Origin of the sequence: Streptomyces europaeiscabiei, from assembly GCF_036346855.1 — a bacterium.
Lineage (GTDB): Bacteria > Actinomycetota > Actinomycetes > Streptomycetales > Streptomycetaceae > Streptomyces > Streptomyces europaeiscabiei.
The window spans coordinates 2,412,970-2,430,345 of sequence record NZ_CP107841.1; the positions used below are offsets into that span (position 1 = coordinate 2,412,970).

Sequence of the window (17,376 nt, forward strand, 5' to 3'; positions counted from 1 at the left end):
CTCACCCCTTCCGGCCGGGCCGGCGGACATGCACCGACAGGGCGGGCGGCCGGGCTAGGCCCAGTCCCCGGATGCCGTCGGCGAGCGTGACGCCCAGGTCGGCCCGTACCTCGTCGAGTTCCCGGAAGTGGGACACGGCCCGGACGTCGACCCGCTTCCGTCCCGCCCGGACCCGCACGGAGCGCACGCCGTACACCTCCATGGCCCGGTCGCGCAGGGCCAGCGCGGCGGCGCCCCGGTGCAGTCCGGCCCGTACGTGGGGATGGACGCGCCGCATGGGCAGGACGTCGCGCAGCCCGGGGGTCACGGCGAGCACGAGCAGCCAGAGGCCGAGGAGTACGGCGACCGCGGCGCCGACAAGCACCCAGGTGTCGTCGAGGGGCCGCTCGGCGAGCTGCCTGGCCAGCGAACGGCGCCACTCCATGGCGGGCCGGTCGGCGCGGACGGCGGCGACGTCGTACAGGAAAAGGCCCGCGCCTGCGAGCAGCAGTACCGCGAGGATGCCGGCGGGAGTTCTGCGCGCGGACCAGAAGCGCTTCTCCCTGCCGTTCTCACCGTCGAGGACGGGCAACGGGTCGTAGGCGGCGGCGGACGCCGACTGGTCCGGCTCACGGTCGGCCGCCCTGCCGTCGGCCGACGCGCCGACCGTGTCGTCGGCCTTCTCGATGACAGGCAGTCGTCGAGTGCTGCCGTCGGAGCGCTGGGGTCCGCTCATCGCGCCCTCCCCTGTGCCACGTCGTGTGCGTGCGCCGGGTGCAGCCGTTCCACCTGGACGGCCACCTCCGACACATGCATTCCCGCCAATGTCCCTACCCGCTCGGTGACATGACGACGCACCGCAGCGCATTGGCCACCGATGTCCGAGGGGTAGGGGAGCCCGAGACTGACGCTGACGCGCGCGGTCTCGTGACGTACCACGACAGTGGCGTTCGGGGGCGCGGAGTCCGGCGTCGGCGCCACCAGTGCCTCGCGCGCCGCCTGCGCGGCGATCTTCGCGACCACCCGGTCGGCGATCCGGGTCGCCCCGCGCTCACCGGACGGAACGGCCTTCCTCTCCGCGGGACGGCCGCTGTCCACGGGGTTCATCGGCGTCGGTCGTCACGCCGGCGGAAGAAGTCGCCCAGCTCCAGGTCCCCCTCCAGCAACCGGCCGGCGACGAAGCCGACGGCACCCAGCGCGGCCACCAGCAGAAAGGCGCCGAATCCGCCGAAGTACCCGGCGAAGCCGAGCGCCATCCCGGCGATCATGCCGATCACGGCCAAGCTCATCCTGCGCTCCTAGGGACTCAAGGACTCCTGTCGCGTTCCATCGGGGCCGAGGCTCCGCTCACTGCAGCCGGGAGTCCGGCTCCTCGTCCTCCTCGTCCGGCAGCTTCACATCGCTGACGGCGATGTTGACCTCGACGACCTCCAGACCGGTCATCCGCTCGACGGCCGCGATGACGTTCTCGCGCACATCACGGGCCACGTCGCTGATGGACACCCCGTAGTCGACGACGATCTCCAGGTCCAGCGCGGTCTGCACCTCACCGACCTCGACCTTCACGCCACGGGTGGCCGCCTTCGACCCGCCGGGCACCCGGTCCCGCATGGCCCCGAAGGTCCGTGACAGCCCACTGCCCATGGCATGCACGCCCAGCACTTCCCGCGCGGCGAGCCCGGCGATCTTCTCCACGACGCCGTCGGCGATGCTCGTACGCCCCCGTTCCGCCGGATCTCCGCCGCCGCGCCGGGCGGTCTTCCGCCCGACCTGCGTCGGCTCCTTGGTGGTGTCGGGCCCTTCCGTCCGGTTCCGCTCCGTCACGTCAGTCATGCCGTACGTCCCTTCCGGTCATCCCCCTCAAACCCACAGTAAGCGCGGTTGCGGCGCCGCGCGCCGGGGATGCGGCAGGCTGGAGGAATGACGGCGGACGGATGGACGAAGGCGGTGCGCCGGCAGCTCGGGCTCGGACGCCTGCTCCCCCTGGGCGGCCCGAACGACGGCGCGTGGATCACGGAGAGGGCCGCCGAAACGGTGTTGCGCCGCGGGACCAACGCATTGCGAGGGCTCAGTCTCGGACCGCTCCGCATCTCCCCGGCCGACTCCGACGACTCCGACGACTCCGACGACTCCGACGACTCCGACGAGCACGATGCGGCCGTGCCACCGCCCCCGAGTGCGCTGCCACCCGGCCGGCTCCGCGTCACGGCCGACTTCGCGGCCGTCGCGGGACCGACCGCGGAGCCCTTCCCGGCGTTGGCGGCCCGCCTGCGTACCGTCCTGTTCGCCACCGCCGCGGAACGCCTCGGCCTGCGGGTGACAGAGGTGGATCTCCGGGTGACACACCTGTGGGAAGGCGACGAGGAGCCTGCCCGTCCGGCCCCCGAACCCCCGCCCGCCGCCGCGGCGCCGCCTCCTCCCGCCGCGCCCCCGCCCGTCGGCGACGACGAGAACCCGCGCGCGGCCGCCGCGGCTCTCTCGGTCCCCGGCGTCATCCACTCGACGCGCCGCACCACCACCCTCGGCGACCACATCGCGACAGGGCCCGCCCTCCCGCGCCGCCACATCCTCTTGGAACTGGCGGTGACAGCGGAAAGACGAGCCCTGGACGTGGCACGCGAGGTACGAGCGGCGGTGAGCGAGGCCCTGCCGGACCGTCCGTCGGTGGCGGTACTCATCACGGCGGTGACGGCCGCCGTGCCTCCCCCCGGCCGCTGATTCCTGTGGGCGGTTCCGCCCCGGCTACTCCCCCACGCCGGCGAGGTCCCGCAGACGCCGGGCCTGCGCCGCCCGCTCCGCCGCCCGCTGTTCGTCGTACGAACGCCCCTGCGCCCCGCGCAGCAACGTCTTCGTCTCGATCACCGCGTCCCGCGGCGCGGCCACCAGCGCGCCGGCGAGATCCCGCACCGTGTCGTCGAGCTGGTCGCCCGGCACCGCGAGGTTCGCGAGCCCGATCCGCTGTGCCTCGTCCGCCTGGACGAAGCGCCCGGTGAGGCAGATCTCCAGCGCGCGGGCGTACCCGACGAGGCCCACCAGCGGGTGCGTCCCCGTGAGGTCGGGCACGAGCCCGAGGCTGGTTTCGAGCATGGCGAACTGCACGTCGTCGGCGACGACGCGCAGATCACAGGCAAGGGCAAGCTGGAAGCCCGCACCGACGGCGTGTCCCTGCACGGCGGCGATGGACACGATGTCGTTGCGCCGCCACCAGGTGAACGCCTCCTGGTACTCGGCGATGGTCGAGTCGAGCCCGGCGTCATCACGGCGCGCGAGATCGATGAACGACGGCTCCCCCTCGATGCCTTCGGGCGTGAACATCTGCCGGTTGAGGCCGGCAGAGAACGATGTGCCCTCGGCACGCAGCACGACCACACGGACGGAGCCCGGCACCAACCGCCCGGCCTCGGTGAGCGCCCGCCACAGAGCGGGGCTCTGCGCGTTGCGCTTGGCCGGATTGGTCAGCGTCACCGTGGCGATCGCGTCGTCGACGGTGAGCCGTACGCCGTCCTGGTCGAGCAGCGGTTCGAGCGAAGCCATGGGGCGCCTCCGATGAGTGCAGTCAGCAGAGCAATGGAGCGATGCTAAGTGACTGCACAGTAACCACCCGGTCGATCAGCCGACCGACCGGGTGGCCACCATCGAAGCCGATGGGCCGCCCGGCGTCAGGCCGAGGCGGCCTTCTTGCCCCTTGTCGCGCCGCCACGCCCTCGGAGCGTGACGCCCGACTCGCTGAGCATCCGGTGTACGAAACCATACGAGCGGCCGGTTTCCTCGGCCAGCGCTCGAATGCTCGCACCGGAGTCGTACTTCTTCTTCAGGTCTGCCGCGAGCTTGTCGCGCGCGGCGCCGGTAACCCGGCTGCCCTTCTTCAGAGTCTCGGCCACCCGGTCCTCCTCATGGGAAGTGCGCTCTGGTCTCCTCATGATCACCCCTCCGGCGCGCGATGGCCACCCATTCGGCAAGGTCCGTAGGACAAGGTTTTGACGACAGGAGCGCGTACTCACGAGTGGAACCTGTGATTCCACCCAGAGGCGTCCGCACACCCGAACGGGTTGTTCAGTGAAGTGCCAGGTCAGAGACGCGCGACGGCCGAGCCCTTCGCGGAGAAGGGCTCGGCCGGGAAATCGATGTAGGACACACCTCGGTACGAGGAGATCTCACACAGATGATGGATCACGGATGGGCCGAATGATCCATACGCAGTTGATCAACCCATTCGGCCGGTCACTCGCTCAGGCGAGCGCGACCAGATCCGCGTAGTCCGCGCCCCACAGGTCCTCGACGCCGTCCGGCAGCAGGATGATCCGCTCCGGCTGGAGCGCCTCGACCGCGCCCTCGTCGTGGGTGACGAGGACGACCGCGCCCTTGTAGGTGCGCAGCGCGCCGAGGATCTCCTCGCGGCTGGCGGGGTCGAGGTTGTTCGTCGGCTCGTCGAGGAGGAGGACGTTCGCGGACGACACCACCAGGGTCGCGAGTGCGAGACGGGTCTTCTCTCCGCCGGAGAGGACCCCGGCCGGCTTGTCGACGTCGTCGCCGGAGAACAGGAACGAGCCGAGCGTCTTGCGGATCTCGACCAGGTCCAGGTCGGGGGAGGCGGAGCGCATGTTCTCCAGGACCGTGCGCTCGGGGTCGAGGGTCTCGTGCTCCTGCGCGTAGTAGCCGAGCTTGAGGCCGTGGCCCTCCAGCACCTCGCCGGTGTCGGGCTTCTCGACGCCGCCGAGGAGGCGCAGGAGCGTGGTCTTGCCGGCGCCGTTGAGGCCGAGGATGACTACCCGGGAGCCCTTGTCGATGGCCAGGTCGACATCGGTGAAGATCTCCAGCGAGCCGTACGACTTCGACAGGCCCTCGGCGGTGAGCGGGGTCTTGCCGCAGGGCGCGGGCTCCGGGAAGCGCAGCTTGGCGACCTTGTCGGAGACCCGTACCGCGTCGAGGCCGGCGAGCAGCCGGTCGGCGCGCTTGGCCATGTTCTGCGCGGCGACGGTCTTGGTGGCCTTGGCGCGCATCTTGTCGGCCTGCGAGTGCAGCGCGGCGGCCTTCTTCTCGGCGTTCTGCCGCTCGCGCTTGCGGCGCTTCTCGTCGGCCTCGCGCTGCTGCTGGTAGAGCTTCCAGCCCATGTTGTAGACGTCGATCTCGGCGCGGTTGGCGTCCAGGTAGAACACCTTGTTGACAACCGTCTCGACCAGGTCGACGTCGTGGGAGATCACGATGAAGCCGCCGCGGTAGGTCTTGAGGTAGTCGCGCAGCCAGACGATCGAGTCGGCGTCGAGGTGGTTCGTCGGCTCGTCGAGGAGCAGGGTGTCCGCGTCGGAGAAGAGGATCCGGGCCAGCTCGATACGGCGGCGCTGACCACCGGAGAGGGTGTGCAGCGGCTGGCCGAGCACCCGGTCGGGCAGGTTGAGCGCGGCGGCGATGGTGGCGGCCTCGGCCTCGGCGGAGTACCCGCCCTTGGTGAGGAACTCCGTCTCCTGGCGCTCGTACTGCTTCAGCGCCTTCTCGCGGGTGGAACCCTGGCCGTTGGCGATGCGCTGCTCGTTGTCGCGCATCTTGCGGATGAGTACGTCGAGGCCGCGGGCGGAGAGGATGCGGTCGCGGGCGAGGACGTCGAGGTCGCCGGTGCGGGGGTCCTGCGGGAGGTAGCCGACCTCGCCGGAGCGGGTGATGGTGCCAGCGGCCGGGATGCCCTCGCCGGCCAGGCACTTGGTGAGGGTGGTCTTGCCGGCGCCGTTGCGGCCGACCAGACCGATGCGGTCGCCCTTGGCGATGCGGAAGGTGGCGGACTCGATGAGGACGCGGGCACCGGCGCGCAACTCGACGGCGGAGGCGGAGATCACGGACAGACTCCAGGGCGGATTGGGTGGCGGGTGGGCGGCTGAGGACGTTCCCGCCGTCTAATGCGCGAGGAGAATGGCCATAGGCCGATTCTAACTGGGGGCAGCAAGCGGTTTTCCGCCCGTATGACAAGGGATCACGTGGTCTCGGTCACCGGCGCGCCGGGCATCGGTCCGGGCCGCTCGCCCGCCGGGGCGTTGTCGGTGGCGGGTGCAAAACTGAGCAGCGGGTCGTATTCCGGACGACGGAGAGGTCGTGATCGGTATGACGGGCAGGAGCGACGGACGTCCGAGCGTCTATCCGACACTGCTGTACGCGGACGCCAAGGCCGCCATCAGGCAGCTCACGGAGGCGCTGGGCTTCACCGAGCTCTCGGTGTACGAGGGCGAGGACGGGGTGGTGCAGCACGCCGAGCTGACGCAGGGCAACGGCGCGGTGATGGTCGGTTCCAAGGGCAGCGGCAGCGTCTTCGACGGCGCGATGAAGGGCGCGGGGCCCGCCGGGGTGTACATCGTCGTGGACGACGTGGACGCCCACCACCGGCGGGCCGTGGAGCACGGCGTGGAGATCCTGACGCCCCCGACGGACCAGGACTACGGTTCGCGGGACTACATGGCCCGGGACGCCGAGGGCAATGTGTGGAGCTTCGGCACGTACGCCCCCGAGACGGGCGGCTGACGCGCGCCCCGGTTCTCCGTGTCCCGGTCAGCTGCCTCCGGTGTGCACCTGGAAGGCGGCGCGGCGCACGGCCTTGGCGAGGGCCGGGTCGGGGTGGGCGGCGGCGAGGGCGACCAGGACCTGGACGGTGCGGGGGTGGCCGACCGCGCGGACCTCGGCGAGCAGCGCGGGGACCGTGGGCTGCACCGCGGACTCCAGATGCCGTACGAGGAGGGGGGCCTCGCCGTGGTCGGCGACGGCGGCCGCGGTGTCGACCCAGAGCCAGGTGGCCTCCTCGCGGGTGAGGACCTCGTGCGCGTCCTCGGGGTCGGCGCCGTCGTGCACGGCGAGCCAGAGCAGGGCGTAGGGGCGCAGCGGGGTCTCGTCGGCGACCGTGCGGACGTCGGGCTCGGCGGGGGCGCCGACGACGCGCAGGGCCTCGAAGGCGAGGCCCCGGATGAGGGCGTCCTCGCCGCGGGCGGCGTCGATGAGCTCGGTGACGGCGCCGCCGACGGGGCGGGCGGCGAGCCAGGCGCGGTACTCGGCGCGGGCCGCGTTCGGGCGGAGCTGGGCGCAGCCTCTGAGCATGTCCTCGGCGGAGACCTCGATGTTCCCGGCGGGGCTCTGCGCGGCGACGCAGATCTGCTCCAGCTTGACCCAGACCGCCCAGCTGCCGAGCGGGGTGAGGGTGGCCTGGGCGTCGTCGTAGGTGAGGGCGCCGACGGAGGCGAGGGCGCGCAGGGACCAGTCGAGCAGGGGCGCGAGCGGGGTGTCCCCGGCGCCGGGTTCCGGGCTCGGCTCGGGCTGCGGGCTCGGCTCCGGTCTCGGCTCGGGCTGCGGGCTGTAGGGGACCTCGCAGCGCTCCGTGCGCAGTTCGGTGACCCGCTGTTCCAGGAGGTCGAGGAGCTGCTCGACGGGGACGGGCCCGGCGGAGAGCTGGAGGAAGGAGAGCACCTGGGGCATGGCCGAGACGACCTCGGCGACCGCTGCGGGCTCCCGGTCCTCGGGCTCGGGGTAGGCGATGGACCAGGCGTCGAAGAACGCGACCCAGCCGCGCAGCACGGCGCTGTCGTCGCGGTTCCAGGCGCGCAGCCGCCAGCCTGGGCGCGCGCTGTCGCCGTGCACCTCGATGAGTCCGGCCAGCCGTGCCGTGTCCCAGTCGTGGCGGACCTGATCCGGGGTCAGCCCCAGGTGGACGGCGGCCCGTTCGGCGGTCGCGGCGGAGAGGGTGCCCTTGCCGTCGGGGCTCGCGCCCTCGCGGCCGGGGCGCAGGGCGGCATCGGCCCAGTGGGCGACGCGGGCCGCGTCCGCCAGGACGGCGCGGGCCATGCGGGCGAGTTCCACGGGCGGCGGCGTGCCCTCCGGGGGCCGGGGAGCCGGTCGGCGACGCTGGGTCACTGCTGCTCGGGGAGCGGCGGCCAGGGTTCGCGGGCCGACGAGTCGGAGCCTGGAGTCGCGCGGGTTACGGGACGTCACGGGGGCAGTCTTCCGGTTGACGGTCGGAAAACCCAAACGGAATGTCACAGCGGGCGACAGGGGTGGCCAACGCACGGGTTCCCCAGGGGGTGACATCGATGGGATCACCTTGGTGCGGCACTAAACGGAATGTGGCGTACCTCTCAGTCGCCGACGGCCCGCGGCGGCCTACGTCAGTGGGGTGAGGAAGCGGCGGAGGGCTTCCTCGTAGGCCTTGGGGTCGGCGTTCCACATGGCGCCGTGCGGGGCGAGGCGGACCGTGCGGAGGGTGACCCGGTCGGGTCGCAGGGCCGCGAGGCGGCGGGAGGGGCCCCAGGGGGCGACGGCGTCGTCGGGGCCGTGGAAGAGCAGGGTCGGCGTCCTGAGCCCCGGCGGGACGGTGTCCCGGTCGCTGGGGGCGGCGCGCAGTCCCGTACGGCCCTGGGCGGCGCGGACGGCGAGGGGCAGCAGCGCGCCGGGGGTGCGGCGGGCGGCGGCGAGGGCGCGCAGGGTGGCAGCCCAGTCGAGGACCGGTGAGTCCAGGACGAGTCCGGCGACACGGTCGCGCAGTGCGGAGTGCGTGGCGGCGCGCAGGGCCATGGTGGCGCCGGTGGACCAGCCGTGCAGGACGACCCGCTCGGCGCCGGACCGGACGGCGTACCTGATGGCGGCGTCCACGTCGCGCCACTCGGTCTCGCCGAGGTGGTTCAGGCCGTCCGGGGAGCGGGGTGCGCCCGGGTCGCCGCGGTAGGAGAGGGCGAGGACCGGGAAATGGTGGCGGTGCAGGCACTCCATGACGTTCATGGTGTGTTCGCGGGTGGCGCCGAGGCCGTGCAGGGCGATCACCCAGGTGTCCCGGGCGGCGGGCACGAACCAGGCGGGCAGGGTGCCGAGTTCGCCGGGGACCTCGACGTCGTCGTGGTCGAGGCCGAGCGCGGTCCGCGGGTCGCCGATGTGGAGGCCGGGGGTGAGCCACACCTTGTCGCCCGGCTCCAGCGTGCCGTGGGTGACGCGCTCCAGGCGGCGTACGACGGCGTCGGGGGCGCGCGTGGCGCCGTCCAGGACGTTGCCGACGACCGCGTGGGAGCCGTCGCCGGTGAGGCCGTAGGTGCCGGGGCGCCGGGAGGCGAAGGCACGGGTCAGCGCGATGCGGCCGGCGGCGGTGGAGTGCACGGTCAGCCGGGGTTCCGTGGGCAGCGGTTCGCCCGGCGGCGCCTTCAGCGCGACGTCGCTCGCCAGCCGGCCCGCGGCGACACTGGCCGCGCCGGCGGCGAACGCGACCCCGAGGACCGAGGCTGCCGCTCTGACTCCACGCACGGATCCAGTGTCCTGGCGGACCGCGTCCTGGGCCAGTGGGCGTGCGTGCGGGGGTGAGCCGGGCGGGGCCGGGCGGGGTGACGCGGACGAGTGGGCCGGCCGGAGGGTGGAGGGCCGGCGTAAGGCCGGAGGTGGGGTCGGAGGCGGGTTCGGCCGGACGCAGTGGGCTACTTCGGCTGGCCGTACCCCTTGAGCCGCTCCCCCGTCTCGTTCACCTGTTCGTGGGTGAGGAGGTGGGGGGTGAGGCCGGGGACGGAGGAGGCCCTCAGCCAGACCTGGCACATCCATTCGAGTTGGGTCGTGCGGTCGTAGGCCTCGGAGAGGGTGTGTCCGTAGGCGATCGTGCCGTGATTCTGGAGGAGACAAGCGGTGCGCCCTGCCAGAGCGCGGAGCATGTTCTCGGCCAACTCCGGGGTGCCGTAGGTCGCGTAGGGGGCGACTCGGACGGGTCCGCCGAGGGCCGCGGACATGTAGTGGATCAGCGGCAGCTCGCTCACGAGGGTGGAGACGGCCGTCGCGTGGACGGCGTGGGTGTGGACGACGGCACGGGCGTCGGTGGCGGTGTGGATCGCCAGGTGCATGGGCAGTTCGCTCGTCGGGCGAAGTGTGCCGAGGACCTGTCGGCCGGAGAGGTCGACGCCCGTGATGTCGTCCGGAGTCAGGCGGTCGTAGGGCACTCCCGTCGGTGTGACCAGGACGGTGTCCCCGACGCGTACGGACACGTTGCCGGAGGTGCCGACGACCAGACCGTCGGCCACCGTCCGGCGGGCCGTCGCGACGAGTTCGTCCCACGCGCGCGCCACGTCGTCCGGCACGCCTCTTCGCCGCCCGGCCCGCCCGTCCCGCGCACCCTGTGCGTCCTCACCTGCGCCCCGCTCGTCCCGGGTGTCGCTCCCCTGCTCAGCCATGCCGTGATCCTGCCAGGCGGATCGCGCCGACGGGCCCCGGGCCCGGGCACCGCGGGGTCGAACACGACCTCCGGAGGAGGCCATATGCGCATACGTCGCCCGGTGTTGGCGATCGGCCGGTGATCGACGGGATTCGGCGATCCTCCAGTAGCCTCCGCGGGTTCCGTCGCACACGTCGCCGCCGTTGCCGTGCGGAATCACGGCCCGTGCTCTCCAGCCGTCTCGCCGTCGCAGCCGCGGGAACACGACGTCACGACAACGGCAGCGGGAGCCTGCCGGGTGACCGGAACCCGTTCAACGGGTCGATGAGCCGGTTGAAGCAGTTCACCAAGGGCCGGCGGGGCAGCGGACCTCGGCATTCCGTCTCAGTTCGAACGTCGGGCCGCCGTTCCGTCACGCCGGACGGGTCCGCCCACGCACAAACGGAGCGGCGGCACCTCATTCACTACACCCACGCGCCCGCCCCAGTTCACCTTCCGTTCACCCAGGTTGCCTACGGTCCTCATGCCACTGACGTCCGAAAGAAGCTCGGGTAAATGGAAAACTTCTCGCTGATCCTCGCGATCGTGGTCGTCACCGCGCTTGCGTTCGATTTTACGAACGGTTTCCACGACACCGCCAACGCGATGGCCACCACCATCTCGACCGGCGCCATGAAGCCCAAGGTCGCGGTGGCCATGTCCGCCGTGCTCAACCTTGTCGGCGCGTTCCTTTCCATCGAGGTCGCCAACACCATCTCCAAGGGACTCGTCGACGAGTCCGGCATACAGCCAGAGGTCATCTTCGCGGCGCTCGTCGGCGCCATCCTCTGGAATCTGCTGACCTGGCTCGTCGGGCTCCCCTCCAGTTCCTCCCACGCCCTGATGGGCGGCCTCATCGGCGCCACCATCGCCTCGGTCGGTGTGGGCGCGGTGCACGGCGACGTGCTCGTCACCAAGGTGCTGATCCCCGCCGTCGCCGCCCCGCTGGTCGCCGGTATCGCGGCGATGCTCGCCACCCGGCTGACGTACAGGCTCGGTCGGCACACGAGCGAGAAGGCCTCCGGCAAGGGCTACCGCGCCGGTCAGATCGCCTCCGCGGGCCTGGTCTCGCTGGCCCACGGCACGAACGACGCCCAGAAGACGATGGGCATCATCACCCTCGCCCTGGTGGCCGGCGGCGCCCTCGCGCCCGACTCCGACCCGCCGGTGTGGGTCATCGTCTCCGCGGGTGCGGCCATCGCCCTCGGCACCTACCTGGGCGGCTGGCGCATCATCCGCACGATGGGCAAGGGCCTGACCGACCTCCAGCCGCAGCAGGGCTTCGCCGCCCAGACCAGCGCGGCCACGGTCATCCTGGCCTCCTCTCACCTCGGCTTCTCGCTCTCCACCACGCACTCGGTCTCCGGTGCGGTGATGGGCGCGGGCCTCGGCCGCAAGGGCGGGGTGGTCCGTTGGTCCACCGCGACCCGGATGTTCGTCGCCTGGGGTCTGACCCTGCCGGCCGCGGCGCTGGTCGCCGCGCTCGCCGAGTGGGTGACGTCCTTCGGCGCGTGGGGCACGGCCGTCGTCGCGGTCTTCCTCATCGCCTCCAGCGCCGCGATCTGGATGGTCTCCCGCCGCGAGGTGGTCGACCACACCAATGTGAACGACACCGAGGAGCCGCCCGGTGTGGTGACGACGGCCATTGCCGCCGTGACTCCGCCGCCGGTCGGCACCGTGACCGAGGACCTCACGGCGACCATCCCGGCCCCCGCGGCCACGGCCGCCGCCGAGACCACGGCCCCGGCGGGCTCGTCCACGCCGACGCCCGCCGTCTGAGCCCCACGACTCCCTGAGGAATCACCACCATGCACATCGACTGGGCAGCTCTCGGCTCCGTCTTCGGAGTCAGTCTCGTGGTCACCGTGGCCCTCGTCGGCCTCTTCACCCTGGGCATCGTCGGCCTCTCCAAGCGGGAGGAGGCGTCAACCCGGGGCGACTCGGTGGCGGCCGCGACCACAGGGGCGTACGTGTGCTTCGCGCTGTGCGCGGCGGCCGTGGCGTACGGAATTTCCCTGATCATGACCTGAGACCGGAAATCCCATGGCCCTCTCGGGCCGACACCGACAACTCCAGAGGCAACCCCCGTAGGCGCTTCATGACGCTTACGGGGGTTTTCTCTGTGTTCGCGGCGCGGGTGCGCCACCTCCGAAAAGACACATGTCATACTGACGGCGGCTAGCCGCCACTCGCGAACTCACCTAATCTGATAGGGAGTTACTACGCGAAGGTGGCGACCCGACAAGTCAATGACGACATGTGGCAGGGAGCACCATGGCCAGGGACATCGATCCGAGCCTGAATCGACGCAGGCTGCGAATCGAGCTGCGCAAAGCGCGCGAGAGCGCCGGGCTGACCCAGCGGGACGCCGCGCAGGGCCTGGAGTGGTCACTGTCCAAGCTGATCAGGATCGAGGCGGGGACGGTCGGCCTCGGAGTCACGGACCTGCGGGCACTGCTCCAGCAGTACCGGGTCACGGACACGAGCCTGGTCGCGGAGCTGGAGGAGGCCGCCCGAGGCTCCAAGGGCCAGTCCTGGTGGGCCCAGTACAGCGACCTCGTCTCACCGCAGTTCGCGCAGTACCTGGGGTACGAGGGCGCGGCCAACACGATCCGCATGTACAACCCCATCGTCCTGCCCGGGCTCCTGCAGACGGAGGACTACGCCACGGCTCTGCTCTCGGCCAGGACTCCCGAGGCGCGGGTGCGGCGACAGGTGGAACTGCGTACCACCCGGCAGGAGCGGTCCCTCGACGGCGACCACGGCCCCGAGGTGGGCATCGTCCTGGACGAGGCCTCCGTACGACGCGTGGTGGGCGGTCCCGCGGTCATGCGGCGGCAACTCGAGCGCATCAAGACCGTGGCGCGACACCCTCGTGTGAGCCTCCAGCTGCTTCCGTTCTCCGTCGGAGCGCACTACGGCACCACCACGCCGTTCATCCTGCTCGGTTTCAAGGACGACGACGACCTGCTCTACATCGAGGGCCCCACCGGGGGCCTGTCGAACCGTGACGACCTGGCCCTCACAGCGCGCTACCAGGAGTGCTTCGAGGACATCAGCTCCATCGCTCACCACGGCGAGAGGATGATCGAGGCGCTCGACGCGATCAGGGAGAGCCTGGACAACGACTGACCCGGGACGGGACGCCCGGGCGACGAACGGGGAGGGAGGCCTCATGGCGGTCTTCGGAATACGGGCGTGGTGGCGGGAATTGCGCACGGCACCCGCCTCCGCGGCGGGCGACACGCCGCAGGTTCCGCCCGAGCGGACCGACCCGGAGGAGCATGCCGAGCTCGGCGACGGCGACCTCAGGGCGTACGCCGTGCGGCACCCCGAACGGGCGGAGCCGCTCAGTCAGGTCGAGAGCGCCCGAGCGGCGGGAACCGTCCCGCCGCTGTCCGTGCGGCTGCTGCTCGGCACGGCATGCGGCAGTGTCCTGTTGTTCAGCGTCGCGGTCGCCACCCGGGTCGGTCCCGGCATACGGCTCGGTGACGCCTCCCCACTCGCCTCGGCCGTGATCGGCGCGGTGGGCGCGGCCCTCGTCACGGCTCTCGGCGCATGGCTGGGCGGCGCGTTGCGGCACCGCTCCACCGGCTCTCCTGGCGCCACCGGCTCTCGTGGCGCCACCGTCAGCGGTGATGCGGCCTTGGGGGCCGAGCCTGGCCGAGCGCCCGGTTCAGGACCCGGAGCCGTTCCGTGACCGGGGTCAGACCCCACCACAGGCCGGCCCCGGCGGCGCCCAGCACGGTCACCACCAGCCAGACGAGAGCACGCACCTCACCGCTCGGCACGAGCAGCGCGGCCAGAGCGCCCACTCCGACGGACAGCACCCCCATCACGGAGCAGAAGAGCGCCAATGGAGCGGCCGCGGTCACCCGTTCACGCCAGACGCCCGACTTCCCCGTGCGCGCCGAGGCTGTTTCCCTCGCTCGGTCTGCCATGTGTCACCTTCCGTCCCCCGGGCCGATCCTCACGATCCGCCCGCTCCCGGGTCCACAAGTCCCGCCAGAAAACCACACCACGCCGCGTAGCGAAAGACGAGCAGCGCGTCACCGTTCCCGTTCGAGTCACGAACCGTGACCCGCCTCTGCCCGGCGGCCACTTCCACGCAGTCGTCCGCTTCACCGGAGTAGCTGCTCCTGACCCACATCCGCTCCGGCGACTCCCTGCCGACCACACCGACCTCCACCTCACCGGCCGGCGCACCGACACGGCGTCCTCACCGCGACGACCCGAGCGCCGTGTCCCGACGCCGCTCGTCGGCGCTCGGCTTTCGTACTGCCGTTCCCTCAAGTGTTCCCAGTCCGGGCGTCGGGGAAGAGCGCGGAAAGAGCCGATTCGGGTGTCTGACGCGATTTCGGCGGTGTGGGGCTCAGCACACCCCTGCACCGCAGGTCAACAGCAAGTTGACGGGTCTTCCGGGAGCGTGGTGGACTGCCGGGGCCATGTACGACGGCAGGAGAGGAAGCCGGTGCGAGTCCGGCGCGGTCCCGCCACTGTCACCGGGAAGAACACCCCGGGAGCCAGGAACTCTCGCCGTCGGTCTCGTCGAACCAGGGCGTGGACACCCTGAGTGAGGACATATCGCCATGTGCGCCATGTGCGGCTGCCCGCCGGGGCTCAGCGCCCGGTCCCTGCCCGACCCCGTGACCGGCTGAACCGGTGCGTGCCGACCGCGTCTTCGCGTACGGCGCCGCCGCCGGGCTCCTCGGTGATCTGCTGCTCGGTGATCCGCGCCGGGGGCATCCGGTCGCCGCGTTCGGGCGGGCCGCCGGTGCCGTGGAACGGGTGCTGTGGCGCGACCACCGCGGGTGGGGCGCACTGCACACCGCGGTGTGCGCGGGCGGCGCCGTGGCGCTGGGGGCCGTCGCGGCGGCCGCCGTACGGCCGTCGCGGGTCGCCTCCGTCGGGTTGACCGCCGCCGCCACCTGGGCCGTCGTCGGGGGGACCTCGCTCGGGCGGGAGGCCCGGACGATCGGGCAGTTCCTCGACGCGGGGGATGTCGAGGGCGCGCGGGCCCGGTTGCCTCATCTGTGCGGGCGGGATCCTCAGGCGCTCGACCCCGACGGGATCGCGCGGGCCGTCGTGGAGTCCGTCGCCGAGAACACGTCCGACGCGGTGGTGGGGGCGCTCGTGTGGGGGGCCGTCGCCGGGGTGCCCGGGCTCGTGGGGTTTCGGGCCGTCAACACGATGGACGCCATGGTCGGACACCGGTCGCAGCGGTATCGCCGGTACGGGTGGGCCTCCGCGCGGCTGGACGACGTGGCGGGGTGGCCGGGAGCCCGGCTGACCGCGGTGCTGGCCGCGGCTGCCGGTGGGGATGCCCGGGGGGCTGTTCGGGCGTGGCGGGCGGACGCGGGGAAGCATCCGAGTCCCAACGCGGGGCCCGTGGAGGCCTCGTTCGCGGGGGCGCTCGGAGTGCGACTGGGGGGCACGTTGGCGTACGGGGGGCGGGTTGAGCATCGGCCTGTGCTGAATGGGGAAGGGCGGGCCGTCGTCGTGGGCGACATCGAGCGGGCTGTTCGGTTGTCCCGGCGGGTCGGGTGGCTGGCGCTCGGGGTGAGTGCGGGTGCGGCGGCGCTGCGGGGGCGGGTCGCCGGGCGCTCGGCACAGCGGTTGAGGAGGCAGGGATGAGTGGCGGACTGCTGGTCGCCGGGACCACGTCCGATGCCGGGAAGAGTGTGGTGACCGCCGGGATCTGTCGGTGGCTCGTGCGGCAGGGCGTCAAGGTCGCGCCCTTCAAGGCGCAGAACATGTCGCTCAACTCCTTCGTGACGAAGGAAGGCGCCGAGATCGGGCGGGCTCAGGCCATGCAGGCGCAGGCCTGCCGCGTGGAGCCCAGTGCGCTCATGAACCCCGTTCTGCTGAAGCCCGGGGGAGAGCGGAGCAGCCAGGTGGTGCTGCTGGGCAAGCCCGTGGGGGAGATGAGTGCGCGCGGGTACCACGGGGGGCGGCAACAGCGGCTGCTCGGGACGGTGTTGGAGTGTCTCGCCGAGTTGCGGGGCACGTACGACGCGGTGATCTGTGAGGGGGCCGGTTCCCCCGCCGAGATCAATCTGCGGCGGACCGACATCGTCAACATGGGGATCGCCCGCAACGCCGGGCTTCCCGTGCTCGTCGTCGGCGACATCGACCGTGGTGGGGTCTTCGCGTCGTTCTTCGGGACCGTCGCACTGCTCTCCCCCGAGGACCAGGCCCTCGTCGCCGGGTTCCTCGTCAACAAGTTCCGGGGGGACGTCTCCCTGCTGGAGCCGGGGCTCGACATGTTGCACGGGCTCACCGGGCGGCGGACGTACGGCGTGCTGCCGTTCCGGCACGGGCTCGGGATCGACGAGGAGGACGGACTGCGGGTCTCGCTGCGGGGGACCGTCCGGGAGTCGAACGTCGCGCCGCCCGTCGGGGAGGACGTGCTGCGGGTGGCCGTGTGCGCGGTGCCGCTGATGTCCAACTTCACCGACGTGGACGCGCTCGCCGCCGAACCCGGTGTCGTCGTGCGGTTCGTGGACCGGGCCGAGGAGCTGGCCGACGCCGACCTCGTCGTCGTTCCGGGGACCCGGGGGACGGTCCGGGCGTTGGAGTGGCTGCGGGAGCGGGGCCTCGCCGACGCCCTCGCACGACGTGCCGCGCAGGGGCGGCCGGTCCTCGGCATCTGCGGTGGGTTCCAGGTGCTCGGGGAGCACATCGAGGACGAGGTCGAGAGTCGGCGGGGGCATGTGGACGGGCTCGGGATACTGCCCGTGCGCGTGCGGTTCGCTCCCGAGAAGACGCTCACACGGCCCGTCGGGGAGGCCCTCGGGGAACACGTCGAGGGGTACGAGATCCATCACGGGGTCGCCGAGGTCATGGGCGGGGAACCCTTCCTGGACGGGTGCCGGGTCGGACAGACCTGGGGCACGCACTGGCACGGGTCGTTGGAGTCGGACGGGTTCCGGCGGGCCTTTCTGCGTGAGGTGGCGGCCGCCTCTGGGCGCCGTTTCGTGCCGGCCGCCGACACGTCGTTCGCGGCGCTGCGCGAGGAGCAGCTCGACCGGCTCGGCGATCTGATCGAGGAACACGCGGACACGGACGCGCTGTGGCGGCTCATCGAGTCGGGCGCGCCGCCGGGACTGCCGTTCGTGCCGCCCGGAGCACCGGGAACACCGGGAGCGTCCGGATGAGCACGGGCTCGCTGTTGAACGACCGGCCGCGGGTCAACCGCCCATGGCCGGAGGGTG

General features: G+C 72.0%; 20 protein-coding genes and 1 riboswitch. Of the genes, 8 read left to right on the plus strand and 12 right to left on the minus strand.

Translation table 11 applies throughout. The features are described 5' to 3' along the window. Position 1: 1 nt before the first annotated feature. Genes OG858_RS10395 through OG858_RS10410 form a run of 4 tightly spaced genes read right to left on the minus strand, consistent with a single transcriptional unit; the run spans position 2 to position 1,812 of the window. Entirely contained in the window at positions 2-715 is a 714-nt protein-coding gene (locus tag OG858_RS10395; RefSeq protein WP_328544970.1) for a DUF6286 domain-containing protein, read from the minus strand. Then, positions 712-1,086: an Asp23/Gls24 family envelope stress response protein gene (locus tag OG858_RS10400; protein ID WP_319067997.1), complete on the minus strand. Its 375-nt coding sequence runs from the start codon at positions 1,084-1,086 to the stop codon at positions 712-714. The genes OG858_RS10395 and OG858_RS10400 overlap by 4 nt, the downstream gene beginning before the upstream one ends. After that, positions 1,083-1,268, minus strand: coding sequence for a hypothetical protein (locus tag OG858_RS10405; protein ID WP_328544969.1), 186 nt, complete (start codon positions 1,266-1,268; stop codon positions 1,083-1,085). The genes OG858_RS10400 and OG858_RS10405 overlap by 4 nt, the downstream gene beginning before the upstream one ends. A gap of 58 nt (positions 1,269-1,326) precedes the next feature. Next, a complete protein-coding gene (locus OG858_RS10410) occupies positions 1,327-1,812 on the minus strand; it encodes an Asp23/Gls24 family envelope stress response protein (RefSeq protein WP_328544968.1) in 486 nt (161 codons plus the stop codon). Between the two features lie 87 nt (positions 1,813-1,899). Here OG858_RS10410 and OG858_RS10415 point away from each other — a divergent pair, with 87 nt between their 5' ends. Beyond that, a complete protein-coding gene (locus OG858_RS10415) occupies positions 1,900-2,697 on the plus strand; it encodes a nucleopolyhedrovirus P10 family protein (RefSeq protein WP_328544967.1) in 798 nt (265 codons plus the stop codon). 24 nt (positions 2,698-2,721) lie between these two features. Here OG858_RS10415 and OG858_RS10420 read toward each other — a convergent pair whose 3' ends face one another. The 3 genes from OG858_RS10420 to abc-f form a co-directional block, all read right to left on the minus strand. Further along, the gene (locus tag OG858_RS10420; RefSeq protein ID WP_319067999.1) at positions 2,722-3,513 is read right to left on the minus strand and encodes an enoyl-CoA hydratase/isomerase family protein; all 792 of its coding nucleotides are present in this window, start codon (positions 3,511-3,513) and stop codon (positions 2,722-2,724) included. 125 nt (positions 3,514-3,638) lie between these two features. Further along, the gene (locus OG858_RS10425; protein ID WP_006123601.1) at positions 3,639-3,860 is read right to left on the minus strand and encodes a helix-turn-helix domain-containing protein; all 222 of its coding nucleotides are present in this window, start codon (positions 3,858-3,860) and stop codon (positions 3,639-3,641) included. A gap of 348 nt (positions 3,861-4,208) precedes the next feature. Beyond that, positions 4,209-5,807, minus strand: a complete 1,599-nt coding sequence (gene abc-f / locus OG858_RS10430) for a ribosomal protection-like ABC-F family protein (RefSeq protein ID WP_319068001.1) — start codon at positions 5,805-5,807, stop codon at positions 4,209-4,211. 253 nt (positions 5,808-6,060) lie between these two features. Here abc-f and OG858_RS10435 point away from each other — a divergent pair, with 253 nt between their 5' ends. Then, positions 6,061-6,483, plus strand: a complete 423-nt coding sequence (locus OG858_RS10435; protein WP_060891872.1) for a VOC family protein — start codon at positions 6,061-6,063, stop codon at positions 6,481-6,483. A gap of 27 nt (positions 6,484-6,510) precedes the next feature. On the opposite strand, the gene OG858_RS10440 is transcribed toward OG858_RS10435, so the two are convergent. From OG858_RS10440 to OG858_RS10450, 3 genes are all read right to left on the minus strand, one after another. After that, the gene (locus OG858_RS10440; protein WP_179201526.1) at positions 6,511-7,938 is read right to left on the minus strand and encodes a hypothetical protein; all 1,428 of its coding nucleotides are present in this window, start codon (positions 7,936-7,938) and stop codon (positions 6,511-6,513) included. 168 nt (positions 7,939-8,106) lie between these two features. Beyond that, the gene (locus OG858_RS10445) at positions 8,107-9,234 is read right to left on the minus strand and encodes an alpha/beta hydrolase family protein (RefSeq protein ID WP_319068003.1); all 1,128 of its coding nucleotides are present in this window, start codon (positions 9,232-9,234) and stop codon (positions 8,107-8,109) included. A gap of 167 nt (positions 9,235-9,401) precedes the next feature. Continuing rightward, positions 9,402-10,142 (minus strand): class II aldolase/adducin family protein, encoded by a 741-nt coding sequence (locus OG858_RS10450; RefSeq protein WP_319068005.1) that lies wholly within the window; start codon positions 10,140-10,142, stop codon positions 9,402-9,404. 536 nt (positions 10,143-10,678) lie between these two features. On the opposite strand from OG858_RS10450, the gene OG858_RS10455 reads away from it, so the two are divergent. The 4 genes from OG858_RS10455 to OG858_RS10470 all read left to right on the plus strand — a co-directional run bounded on the left by OG858_RS10455 (position 10,679) and on the right by OG858_RS10470 (position 13,862). Further along, complete coding sequence (locus OG858_RS10455) at positions 10,679-11,941, plus strand: inorganic phosphate transporter (RefSeq protein ID WP_086753666.1); 1,263 nt, start codon at positions 10,679-10,681, stop codon at positions 11,939-11,941. A gap of 29 nt (positions 11,942-11,970) precedes the next feature. After that, a complete protein-coding gene (locus tag OG858_RS10460) occupies positions 11,971-12,192 on the plus strand; it encodes a hypothetical protein (protein ID WP_005477691.1) in 222 nt (73 codons plus the stop codon). A 244-nt stretch (positions 12,193-12,436) separates the two neighbouring features. Further along, positions 12,437-13,294: a helix-turn-helix domain-containing protein gene (locus tag OG858_RS10465; protein ID WP_086753668.1), complete on the plus strand. Its 858-nt coding sequence runs from the start codon at positions 12,437-12,439 to the stop codon at positions 13,292-13,294. A gap of 43 nt (positions 13,295-13,337) precedes the next feature. Next, entirely contained in the window at positions 13,338-13,862 is a 525-nt protein-coding gene (locus OG858_RS10470) for a hypothetical protein (RefSeq protein ID WP_328544966.1), read from the plus strand. Here the strand turns inward: OG858_RS10470 and OG858_RS10475 are convergent. Both OG858_RS10475 and OG858_RS10480 read right to left on the minus strand, forming a co-directional pair. Beyond that, positions 13,792-14,103, minus strand: coding sequence for a hypothetical protein (locus tag OG858_RS10475; RefSeq protein ID WP_256961025.1), 312 nt, complete (start codon positions 14,101-14,103; stop codon positions 13,792-13,794). The two genes, OG858_RS10470 and OG858_RS10475, sit on opposite strands and share 71 nt — an antisense overlap. A gap of 29 nt (positions 14,104-14,132) precedes the next feature. Continuing rightward, on the minus strand, positions 14,133-14,312 hold the full coding sequence (locus OG858_RS10480) for a DUF397 domain-containing protein (protein ID WP_086753397.1): 180 nt from the start codon (positions 14,310-14,312) through the stop codon (positions 14,133-14,135). Between the two features lie 263 nt (positions 14,313-14,575). After that, a riboswitch (cobalamin riboswitch) is annotated at positions 14,576-14,717 on the plus strand. Positions 14,718-14,824: 107 nt separating this feature from the next. On the opposite strand from OG858_RS10480, the gene OG858_RS10485 reads away from it, so the two are divergent. Both OG858_RS10485 and OG858_RS10490 read left to right on the plus strand, forming a co-directional pair. After that, positions 14,825-15,796, plus strand: a complete 972-nt coding sequence (locus tag OG858_RS10485; protein ID WP_319068009.1) for a cobalamin biosynthesis protein — start codon at positions 14,825-14,827, stop codon at positions 15,794-15,796. Beyond that, complete coding sequence (locus tag OG858_RS10490; protein WP_086751169.1) at positions 15,793-17,319, plus strand: cobyric acid synthase; 1,527 nt, start codon at positions 15,793-15,795, stop codon at positions 17,317-17,319. Before OG858_RS10485 ends, OG858_RS10490 begins: the two co-directional genes overlap by 4 nt. The last annotated feature ends 57 nt before the right edge of the window (positions 17,320-17,376 follow it).